Below are 14,538 nucleotides of genomic sequence, written 5' to 3'. Positions count from 1 at the left end.
GTTAGTCTCCTTTGATTTCGACCCGCAGTTTCTGAGCATATGGTATTTCCGGTGAAACAAGAACCGACGGGAATGATGGGATATTGACCGCATTGGGGAACCCCTGTGGCTCGAAACAAAAACCTGCAGCAGGGCCATAATTTTGCCCGTCCAATCCGCCCTCCTGCATCGGCATGTGCGCCGCCGTATACAACTGCGCGCCCGGCTGATCGCTCCAGGCTTTCAAACGCATCCCATTGGGGGCCATCACCTCACACACAGGTTGGGCCACATCCTGGTCGGCCTTAAACACCAGGTTATGGTCAATCCCCAGACGTTTTGGATCTGCCTGTGCAAAAGTGCGCATGTCGCGAAAATCAAACCGGGTGCCATCAACCGATGTGATGTCACCACTCATGATGCCCTGATCATCCATCGCAAGCATCAGGTCCGCCGTGCAGCGCAATTTGTGGTCCCAAATGGACCCGGTGCCCGCAAGATTGTAGTAGTTATGTTGGGCCAGACTAATCGGAGTGACGCAATCGACCTCGGCGCGCATATCATAGGTCACACAAGATCCGGTCAACTGAACGTCCACCGTCACCTTAGCCTGACCAGGAAATCCGTTTTCTCCGGCAGGTGAGACATAGCGCAAGCGCACCGCCGACGGCCCATCGGGCTCGATCTCCCAAAAGACATTGGACAGGCCAACAGGTCCGCCGTGCAACTGGTTACCCCCGTCATTCGGGGATAACCTAAGTGTCTGACCATTCATTGAGAATTGCGCACCGCCAATCCGGTTGGACACCCGCCCAACAATGGCACCGAAAAAGACGGTGCCGTGCAGGTACTGCACTGGATCCGCGTAGCCCAGCACCACCGGAACAGGGCGCCCGTTCAAAGGCACCCGCCAGTCCCGCGTGGTCGCACCGTAATTCAGGATCGCCAGCGAGACATCGCCATCACGGAGGGTGACCTCCCGCAGGGTCTGACCGTTAAATCGCCCGCAGTCCCGAACGCTTGTCATCTCAGTCACACGAAGCGGTTGACGACATTTTCCAGATATTCCTGACGACCCGAGCGCGGTTTTGGGTTCAGGCCTGTGGCCTCAACATGGGCGGCGATCTCATCCAGAGACCGTTTGCCCTGCAACATCGCCTGTGCCTCGGGCTGCTGCCAACCGGCATAGCGATCCGTGACAAACTGATCCATCGTGCCATCCTCGATCATTGCCGCTGCCGCCTTCAGCCCACGCGCACAAACATCCATGCCGCCAACATGCGCCATCAGCATATCTTCAGCATCCAGCGACTGGCGCCGCAGTTTGGCATCAAAGTTGGTGCCACCTGTGGTAAAACCGCCCGCTTTCAGAATGTGATAATAGGCCAGTGCCACTTCGGGCACATTGTTCGGGAACTGATCGGTGTCCCAGCCGGACTGATAATCATTGCGGTTCATATCAACCGAGCCAAAAATGCCCAACGCCGAGGCGGTGGCGATCTCGTGCTCGAACGAGTGGCCAGCAAGGATTGCATGCCCCTGCTCCAGGTTCATCTTGACCTCATTCTCCAGCCCGTGACGTTTCAAAAAACCATAAACGGTGGCTGTATCATAGTCATATTGATGCTTGGTGGGCTCTTGTGGCTTGGGCTCAACCAGAATGGCCCCCTTGAAGCCAATTTTGTGCTTATACTCGACAACAAGGTTCAGCATGCGGCCCATTTGCTGATCTTCCTGACCGAGGTCGGTGTTCAGCAGTGTTTCATAGCCTTCGCGACCACCCCACAACACATAGTTTTCACCGCCCAGACGATGGGTGGCATCCATACAGGTCTTGATGGTTGCTGCACTGAAGGCGAAAACATCAGGGTCCGGGTTTGTCGACGCACCGGACATGTATTTGGCATTTGAGAACAGGTTAGCAGTACCCCAGAGCAGCTTGACACCAGTCTGTGCCTGCTTTTCGGCGAAATAGTCGACGATCTCGTTCAGGTTACGGGTGTTCTCGGCGAAATCCGCACCTTCTGGGCGCACGTCCAAGTCGTGAAAACAGTAATAGGGCGATTTGAGCAGCTGGAACATTTCAAAGGCAACATCGGCCTTCAGCTTTGCCGCCTCCATGGTGTCATTGAACCAGGGACGGTCAAACGTTTGGCCGCCAAATGGGTCGTTCCCGGGCCAGACGAAATTGTGCCAATAACAGGTAGCAAACCGCAGATGGTCCTCCATCCGTTTGCCCATAACAATCTCATCCGGATTGTAGTGACGAAACGCCAAAGGATTGGTGCTGTCTGCACCCTCATATGGGATTTCGGTGATGTCGCGAAAAAATCCAGTGGTCATTTCAGTGCAGCCTTCAGATGGGGGTAAAGCGCGCGATACCGCGCATGAGTTTCAGAATATCGGTCAACCAGATCAGCGCATGGTTCGATGGTCTCAGCCACCTTGGGCGCCGTCATAATTGTGGACAGGTCAGCCCTGGTATCTGCCGCGATCGCCAGTCGGGCCGCACCCAGAGCGGCACCAAAGTCGCCTTTTTCCGGTAGGTCCAGCGGCAGATTCAATGTGGTCGCCAAGGTTTCCAGCCAGAAGCGGGATTTTGTGCCGCCCCCTATCGCCAAGACCCGTGACAGGTTGGTTCCCGTGGCCTTTAGCGCGTCAAGATTATCACGCAGAGCAAATGAAACGCCCTCCATGACTGATTGGGTCATATCTTCGGGCGTGGTTGCTACGTCCAACCCAATAAAGGACCCACGAATGGTGCTGTCATTATGGGGTGTACGTTCGCCGGACAGATACGGAAGAAACAGGGTCTTTGATGGTCCGGAAACCCCTGTTTTCAACGCCCCGGCCAAGTCGGCCGGAGTGCGCCCCACAATGCGGGACAGCCAGTTCAGGCAGTCTGTCGCAGCAAGGATAACGCCCATCTGGTACCAGGTGTCTGGCACTGCGTGGCAGAAGGTATGAACGGCCGTTTCCGGGTCCGGCGCAAAACTGTTTTTGGCAGCAAGCAACACACCGGACGTGCCCAGCGACACAAACCCGTCGCCATCGCGAAAACAACCCACACCACAGGCAGCAACGGCATTATCGCCGCCTCCGCCTGCAACGGTGACCGGCCCAGACATCCCCCAATCCGCCCGCAATTGCGCCCGCACCATGCCCGAACTGTCCGAACCTTCGACCAATCTTGGCATCTGGTCCAGACGCATATGTCCGGCCTCCAGTAATTCTTCAGACCAGTCGCGCTTGCCCACGTCCAACCAGGAAGTGCCAGCGCTGTCAGACATATCACCAACAAATTCGCCGGTCAGCCAATACCGCAGGTAATCCTTGGGTAGCAGAACCTTGGCGACTTGAGCAAATATCTTTGGTTCGTTTTCCTCAACCCATCTCAGTTTAGGGGCAGTAAAGCCGGGGAATACGATATTGCCCGACAGGTCCCGCACATTGGGGGTTTCGTCAAGCACAGCCGCCTGCGCAGCCGAGCGGGTGTCATTCCACAAGATACAAGGCCGCAGCACCTGCCCTTCGGCCCCGACCAGCGTTGCGCCATGCATATGGCCGCTCAACCCAATTCCGCGCACCGCGCTGAAATCCCGTGGGTGCGCCTCCTTAAGTGCAGCCATCACCGTGTTGCAGGCCTCGATCCAATCCGCTGGATCTTGTTCGCTCCATCCTGGATAGGGGTTCGACACCCCGTAAGCCGCATCAGCAGTTGCGACAATTGCGCCGCCCTCGTCGGTCAGCAATGCCCGCAAGCCAGAGGTGCCCAGGTCCAACCCGATATACATCTGCATTTACTCCCTTCACTTGGCCGCAGTTCGGACACAAGCTTATTTATTTTAGAAATAAAAATAAAACAATATTTGGCCCAATGTCAACACATGCCAGCCGCCAGCTTCAAATTGAAAACCCACAAAAACCCCCTTGATCCAGTCAAAGAGGCGCCATGTTTCCAACGTGTATTTAAAAGTCGTCGACAGATAACCGCCCAGATCGTCAGGAAAACTTCCGGAACAACCGTGTCATGTCGAACAATTCATCCAGACGCTCATAGCGGTCCCGTGTTTCGGTCCAGCTTTCTTCTTGAGTGGCAGCAATCATCGCTTCAAGCAGCATCATGGTCGAAATATTGGAATCCCAGGCCGAGGGGATTTCGACCCAGCAGCTAAAGCTGTGCTGAGCCACAGAGGCAATTGGGCTGGCCCATTGATCCGTGATCAGAATAACCTTCACGCCACGCTCTGCTGCCAATTCGGCCAGACGTTGCAAATTGGTCTCGTAGCGCCGCACATCAAACAACAACAGGGTGTCGCCCTCGACCATATCCAACACATAATGTGGCCAGGTTGCGGCGGACGATGTCATCGTGGTCACCCGCTGCCGGATCGCCTGAAAATGGGTGAATGCATAGTCGGCCAACGCCCGTGTGATCCGCCCCCCGACTACGTACAGCCGCCCATCTGTATTGGCCAATTGACGCACCGCCGCGTCAAATTTTTCCGAATCGATATTAGAAAATGTTTGCTCCAGGTTTTCAGTTACCGCTTGGGAAAATCTGTTCAGCAGATGGCCTTCGGGGGCCTCGGTGACCCAATTGGCGCGTCGCTGAGTCGGCCCCGACACCTGCGCCTGCAACTCTTTTAACAGGGCTTGATGGAACTGCGGATACCCTTTGAAGCCCAGTTTCTGCACCATTCGGGCCACGGTCGGTGTGGAAACCTCGGCATTTGCAGCAACAATGGTAATCGAGGCGAGTCCAGCTGACGGATAGTTTTCCAGCAATGAATTCGCGAACTTACGCTCTGATTGCGTGAGCGAGGAATACTGCTCACGCATCAGTTCTCGAACAGTGGCCGCTGGTTTGGTCAAATTTCCGGTCCCTTCGTTCTGCCGCACCTTTAGCACATACCCTGTTTCACGAGCAGTCCGATACCCTCAAGATTTTCGGGCGACTGAAAAGATATTGACACAACCGTGCTCTCATGAAAAGATTTTTCCAAAATGGGGAGAACGTGAATGTCACTGAGCGATTCCAACGCTCTTATACAGGCCGTAGAGGTCAGCAACCCGGAGGGATCCGGGGCGGCGCTGATTCTATGCGAACATGCCAGCAATCACTTCCCTGCCCAGTTTGGCGACTTAGGCCTTCAGCCTGCCGACCAGAACAGCCATGCAGCCTGGGATCCCGGCGCACGGGCCATTTCGCTGCACCTAAGCCAAGCGCTGGATGCACCGATGGTGGCCAGTCAAGTGTCGCGACTGGTCTACGATTGCAATCGCCCCCCTGAGGTCGCCTCGGCGATGCCTGCAGTATCAGAACTGATCGAGGTTCCGGGCAACCGAGATCTGACCGATGACCAGCGACACCAGCGAGTGGACATGGTCTATCGCCCGTTCTGTGACGCGGTCAGTGACGTGATCAAGGCCCGCAACGCCGCAGGACTGCAAACCGTACTGATCACCATCCATAGTTTTACACCCGTTTACTACGGCCAGCACCGCGCTGTTGAAATCGGCATTCTGCACGATGATGACACAGCCATGGCCGATGCCATGTTGGCCAATGCTCCGGCCCTGCCGCATCGCCGCGTCGAGCGCAATCAGCCCTATGGGCCGCAAGATGGTGTCACCCACTCATTGCGGTTGCACGGCCTGGCCCATGGTCTGGCCAATGTGATGATTGAGGTGCGCAATGACCTGCTGCGCAGCCCGCAAGAAGAGACCACGATGGCCGAGGAGCTTTTGACCTTGATCCGGCCAGCAATGGCCACATTGGCGCAACAAGGGGGCGACAATGCCTAAAGTGATAACCGGATATATCCGCTACGTGGATGCGATGAACCGCTTTATTGGCCGGATTGCCATGTACCTGATCTTTGTATTGGTTGGTGTGCTGCTGTGGTCCTCAATTTCCAAAACGTTTTTCTATCCATCGATCTGGACACTGGAAACCGCACAATTTGTGATGGTTGCCTATTACATTCTGGGCGGCCCCTACTCGATCCAGATGGGATCAAACGTCCGGATGGATCTGTTTTATGGCGGCTGGTCAACGCGGACCAAAGCCTGGATCGATGCCTTCACCGTGCTGTTCCTGATATTCTATCTCGGCGTGCTGCTGTTTGGCGCGGTGGGATCGACCGCCTATTCACTGGGCTATTTCGGGGTCGAGCCATTCTCGTTCTTCTGGGACCTGTTCCTCACTCTGTTCACTGATGGTGTGTCAGGTGTAACAGAAAAAATCGGGCATATGGAACGCAGCCCAACCGCCTGGCGACCCTACCTGTGGCCGGTGAAATCCATGTTGTGCATTGGCGTCCTTTTGATGCTGGCGCAAAGTCTTGCAGAACTGTTCCGGGATATCGGACGTCTTCGCGGAGTAGACCTCTGATGTCTTATGAAATGATTGCCATCCTGATGTTCAGCGGCATGATGCTGATGCTGATGACCGGCCAGCGGGTGTTTGGTGCCATCGGCTTTATCGGTGCTGTTGCTGGCATGGCCCTATGGGGTGTTGGGGGCTCGGACATTCCATTTGCAGCTGCGATGAAGCTGATGAAATGGTACCCGATGCTGACCCTGCCGATGTTTATCTTCATGGGCTATGTGCTGTCGGAATCAAAAATCGCCGACGACCTGTATAAGATGTTTCACGTCTGGATGGGCCCCGTCAAAGGTGGTCTGGCCATCGGCACCATCGGCCTGATGGTCTTGGTGTCGGCGATGAACGGTCTGTCGGTGGCTGGTATGGCCATTGGCGCCACCATCGCCCTGCCCGAACTACTGCGCCGTGGCTATGACAAGATCCTGGTCACTGGCGTTGTCCAAGCCGGCTCATCCTTGGGCATTCTTGTGCCCCCCTCGGTTGTTCTGGTGCTTTACGCAATGATCGCTCGCCAGCCGGTGGGTCAGCTGTGGCTGGCAGGCGTGCTACCGGGCCTGATGATGGCGGTGATGTTCATCGTCTACATATACATCCGCGCCCGCCTGCAACCTAATCTGGGCCCTGCGATGACACCCGAAGACCTGGCTGAGTACGAGCAGGTCTCGGATCACCCACTGCGGTTGAACTACATTGTTCTGGCAACGCTGGTCATGCTGCCCCTGCTGATAATGGCTGGTCTAGCCGGACCAAAAGCCACTCTGGGGATTGCCATTGTTGCCTCGGTGGCCTCGTTTGCCCTGCGCCATAACCCGATGTTCTATACTGACGTCTATATGAAGGAAAAGCACCGGTTGCTGTTCTCGGGCGTGCTTCCACTGGCGATCTTTGCGGCCATGATGGTGCCCTTCATCAATGGCTGGACCTCGCTGGTGGAAAGCTCGGCGATTGGCGCAATGACCGCCTTTGTCGCTGCTGTCCTGAAGGGCCGGATGAACAAAGAGGTCTTTGAAATCTCGGTGCGGTCAACGCTGGGCATTTCCTGCATGTTCATGTGGATCATCCTGGCGGCCCTTGGATTTGGCGCGATCTTTGACGGGCTTGGTGCGGTCAATGCCATCAAGGACCTGTTCACCAGTCAGCTGGGTCTCAGCCCCTGGATGATCCTGATCCTGATGCAGGTCAGTTTCCTGCTGATGGGCACCTTTCTGGATGACACCGCCATGCTGGTAATCGTGGCCCCCCTCTACGTTCCTTTGGTTGGCGAGCTTGGGTTCGACCTGATCTGGTACGGGGTGTTGTACACGATCACCACGCAGATCGCCTATATGACACCGCCGTTTGGCTACAATCTGTTCTTGATGCGCGCGATGGCGCCGCCGGAAATCGGGCTGCGCGACATCTATGTCTCGATCATCCCCTTTGCACTGATCATGGTTCTGGCCCTGTCGCTTGTGATGGCCTTTCCACAGATTGCCACCTGGCTACCCGACTACGTTTACGGAAGATAATCGCAATAAGAGCCCCGTCAGGGGGCCACAATTTTAACTAGGAGATAGAAAATGACCACAAGACGTAAGTTTTTGGCCGCAGCTGGTGCCGGAGCCGTTGCTGCTCCATTGGCAACACCTGCGATTGCAGCGACCACAATCAAGTGGCGGATGCAGACCTATGCTGGTGCGGCTCTGGGTGAGCACGTTATCAAGCCTGCCGTTGACATGTTCAACAAGATCGCAGGCGACCGCATGCAGATCGAACTGTTTTACGCGGATCAGCTGGTCCCAACGGGTGAGCTGTTTCGCGCCATGCAGCGCGGCACCATTGACGCGGTTCAGTCCGACGATGACTCGATGGCGTCGCCTACTGAGGTCACCGTCTTTGGCGGCTACTTCCCGTTTGGCTCGCGCTACTCGCTCGACGTGCCTGTGCTGTTCAACCAGTATGGCCTGAACGAAATCTGGGACGAAGAGTATTCCAAGGTGGGCGTCAAGCACATCTCGGCTGGTGCATGGGATCCTTGCCACTTTGCCACCAAAGATCCAATCCGCAGCCTGGCTGACCTGAAGGGCAAGCGCGTCTTTACCTTCCCAACAGCCGGTCGTTTCCTGAGCCAGTTCGGCGTTGTTCCGGTAACACTGCCATGGGAAGACATCGAAGTTGCGGTACAAACAGGCGAGCTGGACGGTATTGCTTGGTCCGGCATCACCGAAGACTATACTGTTGGTTGGGCTGACGTGACCAACTACTTCCTGACCAACAACATCTCCGGTGCCTGGGCTGGTTCGTTCTTTGCCAATATGGATCGTTGGAACGAGTTGCCAGAAGACATGCAGACTCTGTTCCGGGCCTGCTGTGACCAATCACACTACTATCGTCAGTGGTGGTACTGGGGTGGTGAAGCATCGCTGCGGGTTAATGGTCCAAAGATGGAACTGACTTCGATCCCTGATGAAGAATGGAAGACCGTCGAAGACGCAGCGGTCAAGTTCTGGGATGAAATCGCTGCTGAAAGCCCAACGAAGGCCAAAGTTGTCGAGATCTTCAAGAAGTACAACTCGGATATGCAGGCGGCTGGCCGTCCGTACCGTTACGGCTGATCAATAAACAAAAAACGAATTTGGCCTGCCCCACGCGGGCCAAATTTCTTCCTAAGAAATTTGCTAAGACTTTTTAGTAAAAGTCTTATGCGCAACAGAACAAAGGTCGCTCATGCTCTCCTTCGACACGCTCAAAGAACAAGTTGCCGATGGCACTGTTGATACCGTTCTGGTCTGCCTTGTGGACATGCAGGGCCGCCTGATGGGCAAACGCTTTCATGCCCAGCACTTCCTGAACGGCGCCTGGGAAGAGACCCATTGCTGTAATTATCTGCTGGCCACCGACCTGGAGATGGCCACGCCAGATGGCTATGCCTCGACCAGCTGGGAGTCGGGCTATGGCGATTATGTGATGAAACCGGACCTGACCACACTGCGGCCAATGCCATGGCTGGAGGGCACGGTGATGGTGCTCTGTGATGTTTTGGACCACAATACCCACCAAGAGATCCCCCACTCGCCGCGCGCTGTGTTGAAAAAACAGTTGAAGCGGCTTGAGGCATTGGGGCTGGATGCGATCATGGCGACCGAACTGGAATTCTTCCTGTTCGAGAAAAGCTTTGATGAGATACGCAAAGGCAGTTTCCGTGAGCTGGCTCCGATTTCCGGTTACAACGAAGATTACAACATCCTTCAGACCACCCGTGAGGAACACGTGATGCGACCGCTGCGCAATCATCTGTGGGACGCTGGCATTCCGGTGGAGTGCACCAAGGGCGAGGCCGAGGCAGGTCAGGAAGAGCTGAACATTAAATACGATGCTGCCCTGAACACAGCCGACTTTCACACCATCGCCAAACACGCCACCAAAGAGATCGCCTGGCAACAGGGTCACGCGGTGACCTTTATGCCGAAATGGGATCAAAACAAGGTTGGCTCCTCCAGCCATGTGCACCAGTCCCTGTGGCAGGACGGCAAGCCCGCCTTCTTTGACGAAAGTGATCCATTGGGCATGTCGCAGCTGATGAAACACTATCTGGCTGGTATGCTGAAATATGCGCCTGACTATACCTATTTCCTGGCCCCCTATATCAACAGCTATAAACGGTTCATGAAGGGCACCTTTGCCCCCACGCGGATCATCTGGTCCGTGGACAATCGCACTGCAGGCTATCGGTTGTGCGGCGCTGGAACCAAAGGTATCCGCGTGGAATGTCGCATCGGTGGGTCTGACCTGAACCCCTATCTGGCCTGCGCCGTTCAGCTGGCAGCTGGTATTGCCGGCATTGAGGAAAAACTGGAGTTGCAGGCTCCAAGCACCGGTGATGTCTATCAGGGCGAGACCGGTATGATCCCATCAAACCTGCGCGATGCAGGCGCGGCACTGCAGGGATCGGACATGCTGAAGGCCGCATTGGGTGAAGATGTCGTGGTGCACTATGCCCGCGCTGCCGAATGGGAAATCGAAGAATTCGAACGCGCGGTCACTGACTATGAGGTTGCACGCGGGTTTGAACGCGCCTGAGCTGCCCTGACCGCGCCGCCTGTCTGCGGGGCGCGGATGGGAGCCTCCGGCGGGAGTATTTTGGAAAAGATGAAGCAAGGGGCCTGAGCGCCTTGTGAACCTGGAGTAAATGGCATGGGCCAGACATTGAAATGTATCTCACCGATTGATGGGTCGGTATTTGCCGAGCGGGATGTGCTTTCGCCTGAAGCGGCGTTTGACGCTGCCGCTCGCGCCCGTGCGGCACAGGCAGCCTGGGCCGCGCGACCGCTGGCTGAGCGCATCCGCCTGGTGATGGCAGGCGTGGCGGCTGTTGGGGCGATGAATGACGAGATCGTGCCGGAGCTGGCCCATATGATGGGGCGCCCAGTGCGGTTTGGCGGTGAGTTTGGCGGTTTCAACGAACGCGCCAGCCATATGGCTGAGATCGCCGACGAGGCATTGGCGGATATCAAAGTCAGTGAAGACGCTACATTCAAGCGTTATATCAAGCATATACCACATGGTGTGGTACTGGTGGTTGCGCCTTGGAACTACCCCTATATGACTGCAATCAACACTGTCGCCCCTGCCCTGATTGCCGGCAACACCGTCGTGTTGAAACATGCCACTCAAACCCTGTTGGTCGGTGAACGCATGGCAGCAGCCTTCCACTCAGCTGGCGTGCCTGCAGATGTCTTTCAGAACATGTTTCTGGATCACGACACCACCTCAGCGCTGATTGCGAAGAAGGCGTTTAACTTTGTGAACTTTACCGGCTCGGTTGGTGGTGGCAAAGCCATGGAACGCGCGGCGGCGGGTACATTCACCGGTGTTGGCACCGAATTGGGCGGCAAAGATCCCGGCTATGTCATGGAAGACGCCGATCTGGATGCAGCTGTTGATACGCTGATTGATGGCGCCATGTTCAACTCGGGCCAGTGTTGCTGCGGGATCGAGCGCATCTATGTACATGAAAGCCAGTATGACGCCTTTCTTGAAAAGGCCGTGGCGATCGTCAAGGGATACACACTGGGCAATCCGATGGAGCAAGACACCACCATTGGACCGATGGCCAATGTGCGGTTCGCGCAAGAGGTGCGCGATCAAATCGCCGAGGCCGTAGAGGCCGGGGCGATTGCGCATATAGAGACCATGGCTGCGGATGATGGTGGCGCCTATCTGACGCCGCAGATCCTGACCAACGTGACCCACGACATGCGTGTCATGCAGGACGAAAGCTTTGGCCCGGTTGTGGGCATCATGAAAGTTTCGTCTGACGAAGAAGCCATTGCGCTGATGAACGACAGCCAGTTTGGCCTGACCGCATCGCTGTGGACCCAAGATGTTGACCGGGCCGTTCGTATCGGCGATCAGATTGAGACCGGCACTGTATTCATGAACCGGGCAGATTATCTGGATCCGGGCCTGTGCTGGACCGGTTGTAAAGATACAGGTCGCGGCGGCGGCCTGTCTGTTATCGGGTTCCACAACCTGACCCGCCCCAAATCTTACCATCTAAAGAAGGTGACAAGCTGATGAGCCTTGTTGGAAACTGGTCCTACCCGACCGCAATCAAGTTCGGCGCTGGCCGGATCAAAGAACTTCCTGAAGCCTGCGCAGCCGCTGGTATCAAAAAACCGCTTCTGGTCACTGACAAGGGGTTGGCCGACCTGCCGATCACCAGCGCCACGCTGGACATCCTCGAGGCTGCTGGCCTTGGCCGGGGCATCTTCAGCGAAGTTGACCCAAACCCAAATGAAAAGAACCTGGAGGCGGGTGTTACTGCGTACAACGCAGGTGGCCATGACGGTGTGATCGCCTTTGGCGGTGGCTCAGGTCTGGATCTGGGTAAAATGGTTGCCTTTATGGCGGGCCAGACCCGTCCACTTTGGGATTTTGAGGATGTTGGCGACTGGTGGACCCGCGCCGACGCTGACGTGATCGCGCCGATCATTGCGGTGCCCACAACGGCTGGCACCGGATCCGAGGTTGGCCGCGCCAGCGTCATCACCGACAGCGTTACCCACGCCAAAAAGATCATCTTTCACCCCAAGGTGCTGCCGGCAGTGGTGATCTGTGATCCGGAACTGACCGTGGGCATGCCCAAATTCATTACAGCCGGTACTGGGTTGGATGCCTTTGCCCATTGCGTCGAGGCGTTCTCGTCCCCGCATTACCACCCAATGTCGCAGGGCATTGCATTGGAAGGTATGCGCCTGGTCAAGGACTACCTGCCGCGCGCTTATGCCGATGGCACCGACATCGAGGCGCGTGCGCAAATGATGTCAGCCGCTGCCATGGGGGCCACTGGTTTCCAAAAGGGGCTGGGCGCCATTCACGCCATGAGCCACCCAATCGGGGCGCATTTCAACACCCACCATGGCACCACCAATGCGGTCTGTATGCCCGAAGTGTTGAAGTTCAACTCAAGTGTGATCGCTGACCGCTTTGGCAAAGCGGCTGCCTATCTGGGCATCGACGGCGGCTTTGACGGTTTCTGCGCTTATGTGGACCAGCTGAACGACAGTATGGCCATTCCACACAAGCTATCCGAACTGGGCGTCACCGAGGCCAGCATTCCCGAGCTGGTCAAAGGCGCGATCATCGACCCAAGCTGCGGTGGCAACCCAATTGAGCTGACGACGGAAAACCTGACAGGATTGTTCAAAGCAGCCCTCTAAGCGCCGACCAAACAACGTCCAAGGCCGCCCGTTGCAAAACTGAACGGGCGGCCTTTTTTGCTTTGTACCGATCTCCGACCAGATCAGGCGCGCGCTACACGCCCCACTGACCCGCAAAAAGTTGAACGGTCACCCACTTCGATAGGTCACATTGCCGCGCAGCAGGGGGTTGATTTCCGCCACCGTTAGCGATAACGATGCGGCAAATACTGTCGTTATCGAAATACCGATACCAGTTTCGGAATCCCTGCGGAGTTGACCCTATGCCCCTTAAAATCGCGATTAATGGATTTGGCCGGATCGGCCGCGGCGTTTTGCGCGCAATGATCGAGAATGACACCAGCGACATCGAAGTGATTGCCATCAACGATCTGTCACCACCGGAAACCCTGGTTCACCTGCTGAAGTATGACAGTGTGCATGGCCGCTTAAGGTCGCCGATCACACTGTCCGACGGCAAGATGACGGTTGGTCGCCACACCATTAACCTGACGGCTATTCGCAATCCAGAAGAGCTGCCATGGCAGGACGTTGATGTCGCCTATGAATGTACCGGGCTGTTCACCTCCCGTGAGACGGCTGGCAAACACCTAAAGAACGGCTCTAAGCGCGTCTTGATTTCCGCTCCGGGCACAGACGTCGACCGCACCGTGGTCTTTGGCGTCAACCATAACGACCTGACGGCCGATGACATCATTGTTTCAAATGCCTCTTGCACCACCAATTGCCTTGCCCCAGTGGCCAAGGTTCTGGACACAGCCTTTGGCATCAAAACCGGCTACATGACCACTATCCACTCGTTCACCGGTGATCAGCCATCACACGACACCAGCCACAAGGACCTGTACCGGGCTCGTGCCGCATCAGTGTCGATGATCCCGACCTCGACTGGCGCAGCCAAGGCAATTTCCGAAGTTCTGCCGCATCTGAAGGGCCGTCTGGAAGGCTCAGCAGTTCGTGTCCCGACGCCTAACGTGTCGCTGGTGGATCTCAGCTTCATACCTGAGCGTCCAACTACCGCCGACGCCGTTAACCAAGCGATTCAAACAGCTGTAAACGGCGAACTGGCAGGCGTTTTGTCCTATGAAGAAGATCCCATGGTCTCTATCGATTTCAATCACGATCCGCATTCCTCGTGCTTTGCAGCAGCACAGACCAAAGTGACCGAGGGCGGTATGGTTCGGGTTGTGTCCTGGTACGACAACGAATGGGGCTTCTCCAACCGTATGGTCGACACTGGTCGTAAAATTGGTGAACTGATGCAGGCCCAGCAACTGTCGCTCGCCAGCTAAGGACTAAAGCGCCCCAAGCGCACAGTAAAACCTTATGAGAAAGAAACCGCCCGTTTGCTTCTGCATGCGGGCGTTTTTGTTGCAAAACCTGGGCGGGTTACACTGCGATCCTTGCACGCGCTGCCCAAGAATAAGCGCCCAAAAACTTGCTTGCCCTTAGCTGCAATGCCACACT

At 56.1% G+C, this 14,538-nt stretch carries 12 protein-coding genes; 8 read left to right on the top strand and 4 right to left on the bottom strand.

Annotated features, from left to right (window positions below):
• Position 1: 1 nt before the first annotated feature.
• From EBB79_RS03845 to EBB79_RS03830, 4 genes are all read right to left on the bottom strand, one after another.
• Positions 2-1,006, bottom strand: a complete 1,005-nt coding sequence (locus EBB79_RS03845) for an aldose epimerase family protein (RefSeq protein WP_127747665.1) — start codon at positions 1,004-1,006, stop codon at positions 2-4.
• A gap of 5 nt (positions 1,007-1,011) precedes the next feature.
• Positions 1,012-2,322 carry a xylose isomerase gene (xylA, locus tag EBB79_RS03840; protein WP_127747664.1) on the bottom strand — a complete coding sequence of 437 codons (1,311 nt, stop codon included), beginning with the start codon at positions 2,320-2,322 and terminating at the stop codon, positions 1,012-1,014.
• Positions 2,319-3,773, bottom strand: coding sequence for a xylulokinase (gene xylB, locus EBB79_RS03835; protein ID WP_127750867.1), 1,455 nt, complete (start codon positions 3,771-3,773; stop codon positions 2,319-2,321). The genes xylA and xylB overlap by 4 nt, the downstream gene beginning before the upstream one ends.
• 208 nt (positions 3,774-3,981) lie before the next feature.
• Positions 3,982-4,854: a MurR/RpiR family transcriptional regulator gene (locus EBB79_RS03830; protein WP_127747663.1), complete on the bottom strand. Its 873-nt coding sequence runs from the start codon at positions 4,852-4,854 to the stop codon at positions 3,982-3,984.
• A gap of 147 nt (positions 4,855-5,001) precedes the next feature.
• Here EBB79_RS03830 and EBB79_RS03825 point away from each other — a divergent pair, with 147 nt between their 5' ends.
• The 8 genes from EBB79_RS03825 (at position 5,002) to gap (ending at position 14,363) form a co-directional block, all read left to right on the top strand.
• A complete protein-coding gene (locus tag EBB79_RS03825; protein WP_127747662.1) occupies positions 5,002-5,787 on the top strand; it encodes an N-formylglutamate amidohydrolase in 786 nt (261 codons plus the stop codon).
• Positions 5,780-6,376, top strand: a complete 597-nt coding sequence (locus tag EBB79_RS03820) for a TRAP transporter small permease subunit (protein ID WP_127747661.1) — start codon at positions 5,780-5,782, stop codon at positions 6,374-6,376. Before EBB79_RS03825 ends, EBB79_RS03820 begins: the two co-directional genes overlap by 8 nt.
• Complete coding sequence (locus EBB79_RS03815; RefSeq protein ID WP_127747660.1) at positions 6,376-7,878, top strand: TRAP transporter large permease; 1,503 nt, start codon at positions 6,376-6,378, stop codon at positions 7,876-7,878. Before EBB79_RS03820 ends, EBB79_RS03815 begins: the two co-directional genes overlap by 1 nt.
• A 51-nt stretch (positions 7,879-7,929) precedes the next feature.
• Entirely contained in the window at positions 7,930-8,964 is a 1,035-nt protein-coding gene (locus EBB79_RS03810; protein WP_127747659.1) for a TRAP transporter substrate-binding protein, read from the top strand.
• Positions 8,965-9,076: 112 nt separating this feature from the next.
• A complete protein-coding gene (locus tag EBB79_RS03805) occupies positions 9,077-10,429 on the top strand; it encodes a glutamine synthetase family protein (RefSeq protein WP_127747658.1) in 1,353 nt (450 codons plus the stop codon).
• Between the two features lie 114 nt (positions 10,430-10,543).
• On the top strand, positions 10,544-11,926 hold the full coding sequence (locus tag EBB79_RS03800; RefSeq protein ID WP_127747657.1) for an aldehyde dehydrogenase family protein: 1,383 nt from the start codon (positions 10,544-10,546) through the stop codon (positions 11,924-11,926).
• Entirely contained in the window at positions 11,926-13,071 is a 1,146-nt protein-coding gene (locus tag EBB79_RS03795) for an iron-containing alcohol dehydrogenase (protein ID WP_127747656.1), read from the top strand. The genes EBB79_RS03800 and EBB79_RS03795 overlap by 1 nt, the downstream gene beginning before the upstream one ends.
• Positions 13,072-13,334: 263 nt before the next feature.
• Positions 13,335-14,363 carry a type I glyceraldehyde-3-phosphate dehydrogenase gene (gap, locus tag EBB79_RS03790; protein ID WP_127747655.1) on the top strand — a complete coding sequence of 343 codons (1,029 nt, stop codon included), beginning with the start codon at positions 13,335-13,337 and terminating at the stop codon, positions 14,361-14,363.
• Positions 14,364-14,538: the final 175 nt, after the last annotated feature.

The organism is Parasedimentitalea marina, assembly GCF_004006175.1.
Classification (GTDB): domain Bacteria; phylum Pseudomonadota; class Alphaproteobacteria; order Rhodobacterales; family Rhodobacteraceae; genus Parasedimentitalea; species Parasedimentitalea marina.
Note: the sequence above shows the minus strand (reverse complement) of the source record. Positions and strands in the feature narration are given on the sequence as shown.

Excerpts from the sequence above, each read along its gene's own strand:
- EBB79_RS03845 (WP_127747665.1), bottom strand. The coding sequence starts at position 1,006 with ATGACAAGCGTTCGGGACTGCGGGCGATTTAACGGTCAGACCCTGCGG.
- xylA (WP_127747664.1), bottom strand. The coding sequence starts at position 2,322 with ATGACCACTGGATTTTTTCGCGACATCACCGAAATCCCATATGAGGGT.
- xylB (WP_127750867.1), bottom strand. The coding sequence starts at position 3,773 with ATGTATATCGGGTTGGACCTGGGCACCTCTGGCTTGCGGGCATTGCTG.
- EBB79_RS03825 (WP_127747662.1), top strand. The coding sequence starts at position 5,002 with ATGTCACTGAGCGATTCCAACGCTCTTATACAGGCCGTAGAGGTCAGC.
- EBB79_RS03820 (WP_127747661.1), top strand. The coding sequence starts at position 5,780 with ATGCCTAAAGTGATAACCGGATATATCCGCTACGTGGATGCGATGAAC.
- EBB79_RS03815 (WP_127747660.1), top strand. The coding sequence starts at position 6,376 with ATGTCTTATGAAATGATTGCCATCCTGATGTTCAGCGGCATGATGCTG.
- EBB79_RS03810 (WP_127747659.1), top strand. The coding sequence starts at position 7,930 with ATGACCACAAGACGTAAGTTTTTGGCCGCAGCTGGTGCCGGAGCCGTT.
- EBB79_RS03805 (WP_127747658.1), top strand. The coding sequence starts at position 9,077 with ATGCTCTCCTTCGACACGCTCAAAGAACAAGTTGCCGATGGCACTGTT.
- EBB79_RS03800 (WP_127747657.1), top strand. The coding sequence starts at position 10,544 with ATGGGCCAGACATTGAAATGTATCTCACCGATTGATGGGTCGGTATTT.
- EBB79_RS03795 (WP_127747656.1), top strand. The coding sequence starts at position 11,926 with ATGAGCCTTGTTGGAAACTGGTCCTACCCGACCGCAATCAAGTTCGGC.
- gap (WP_127747655.1), top strand. The coding sequence starts at position 13,335 with ATGCCCCTTAAAATCGCGATTAATGGATTTGGCCGGATCGGCCGCGGC.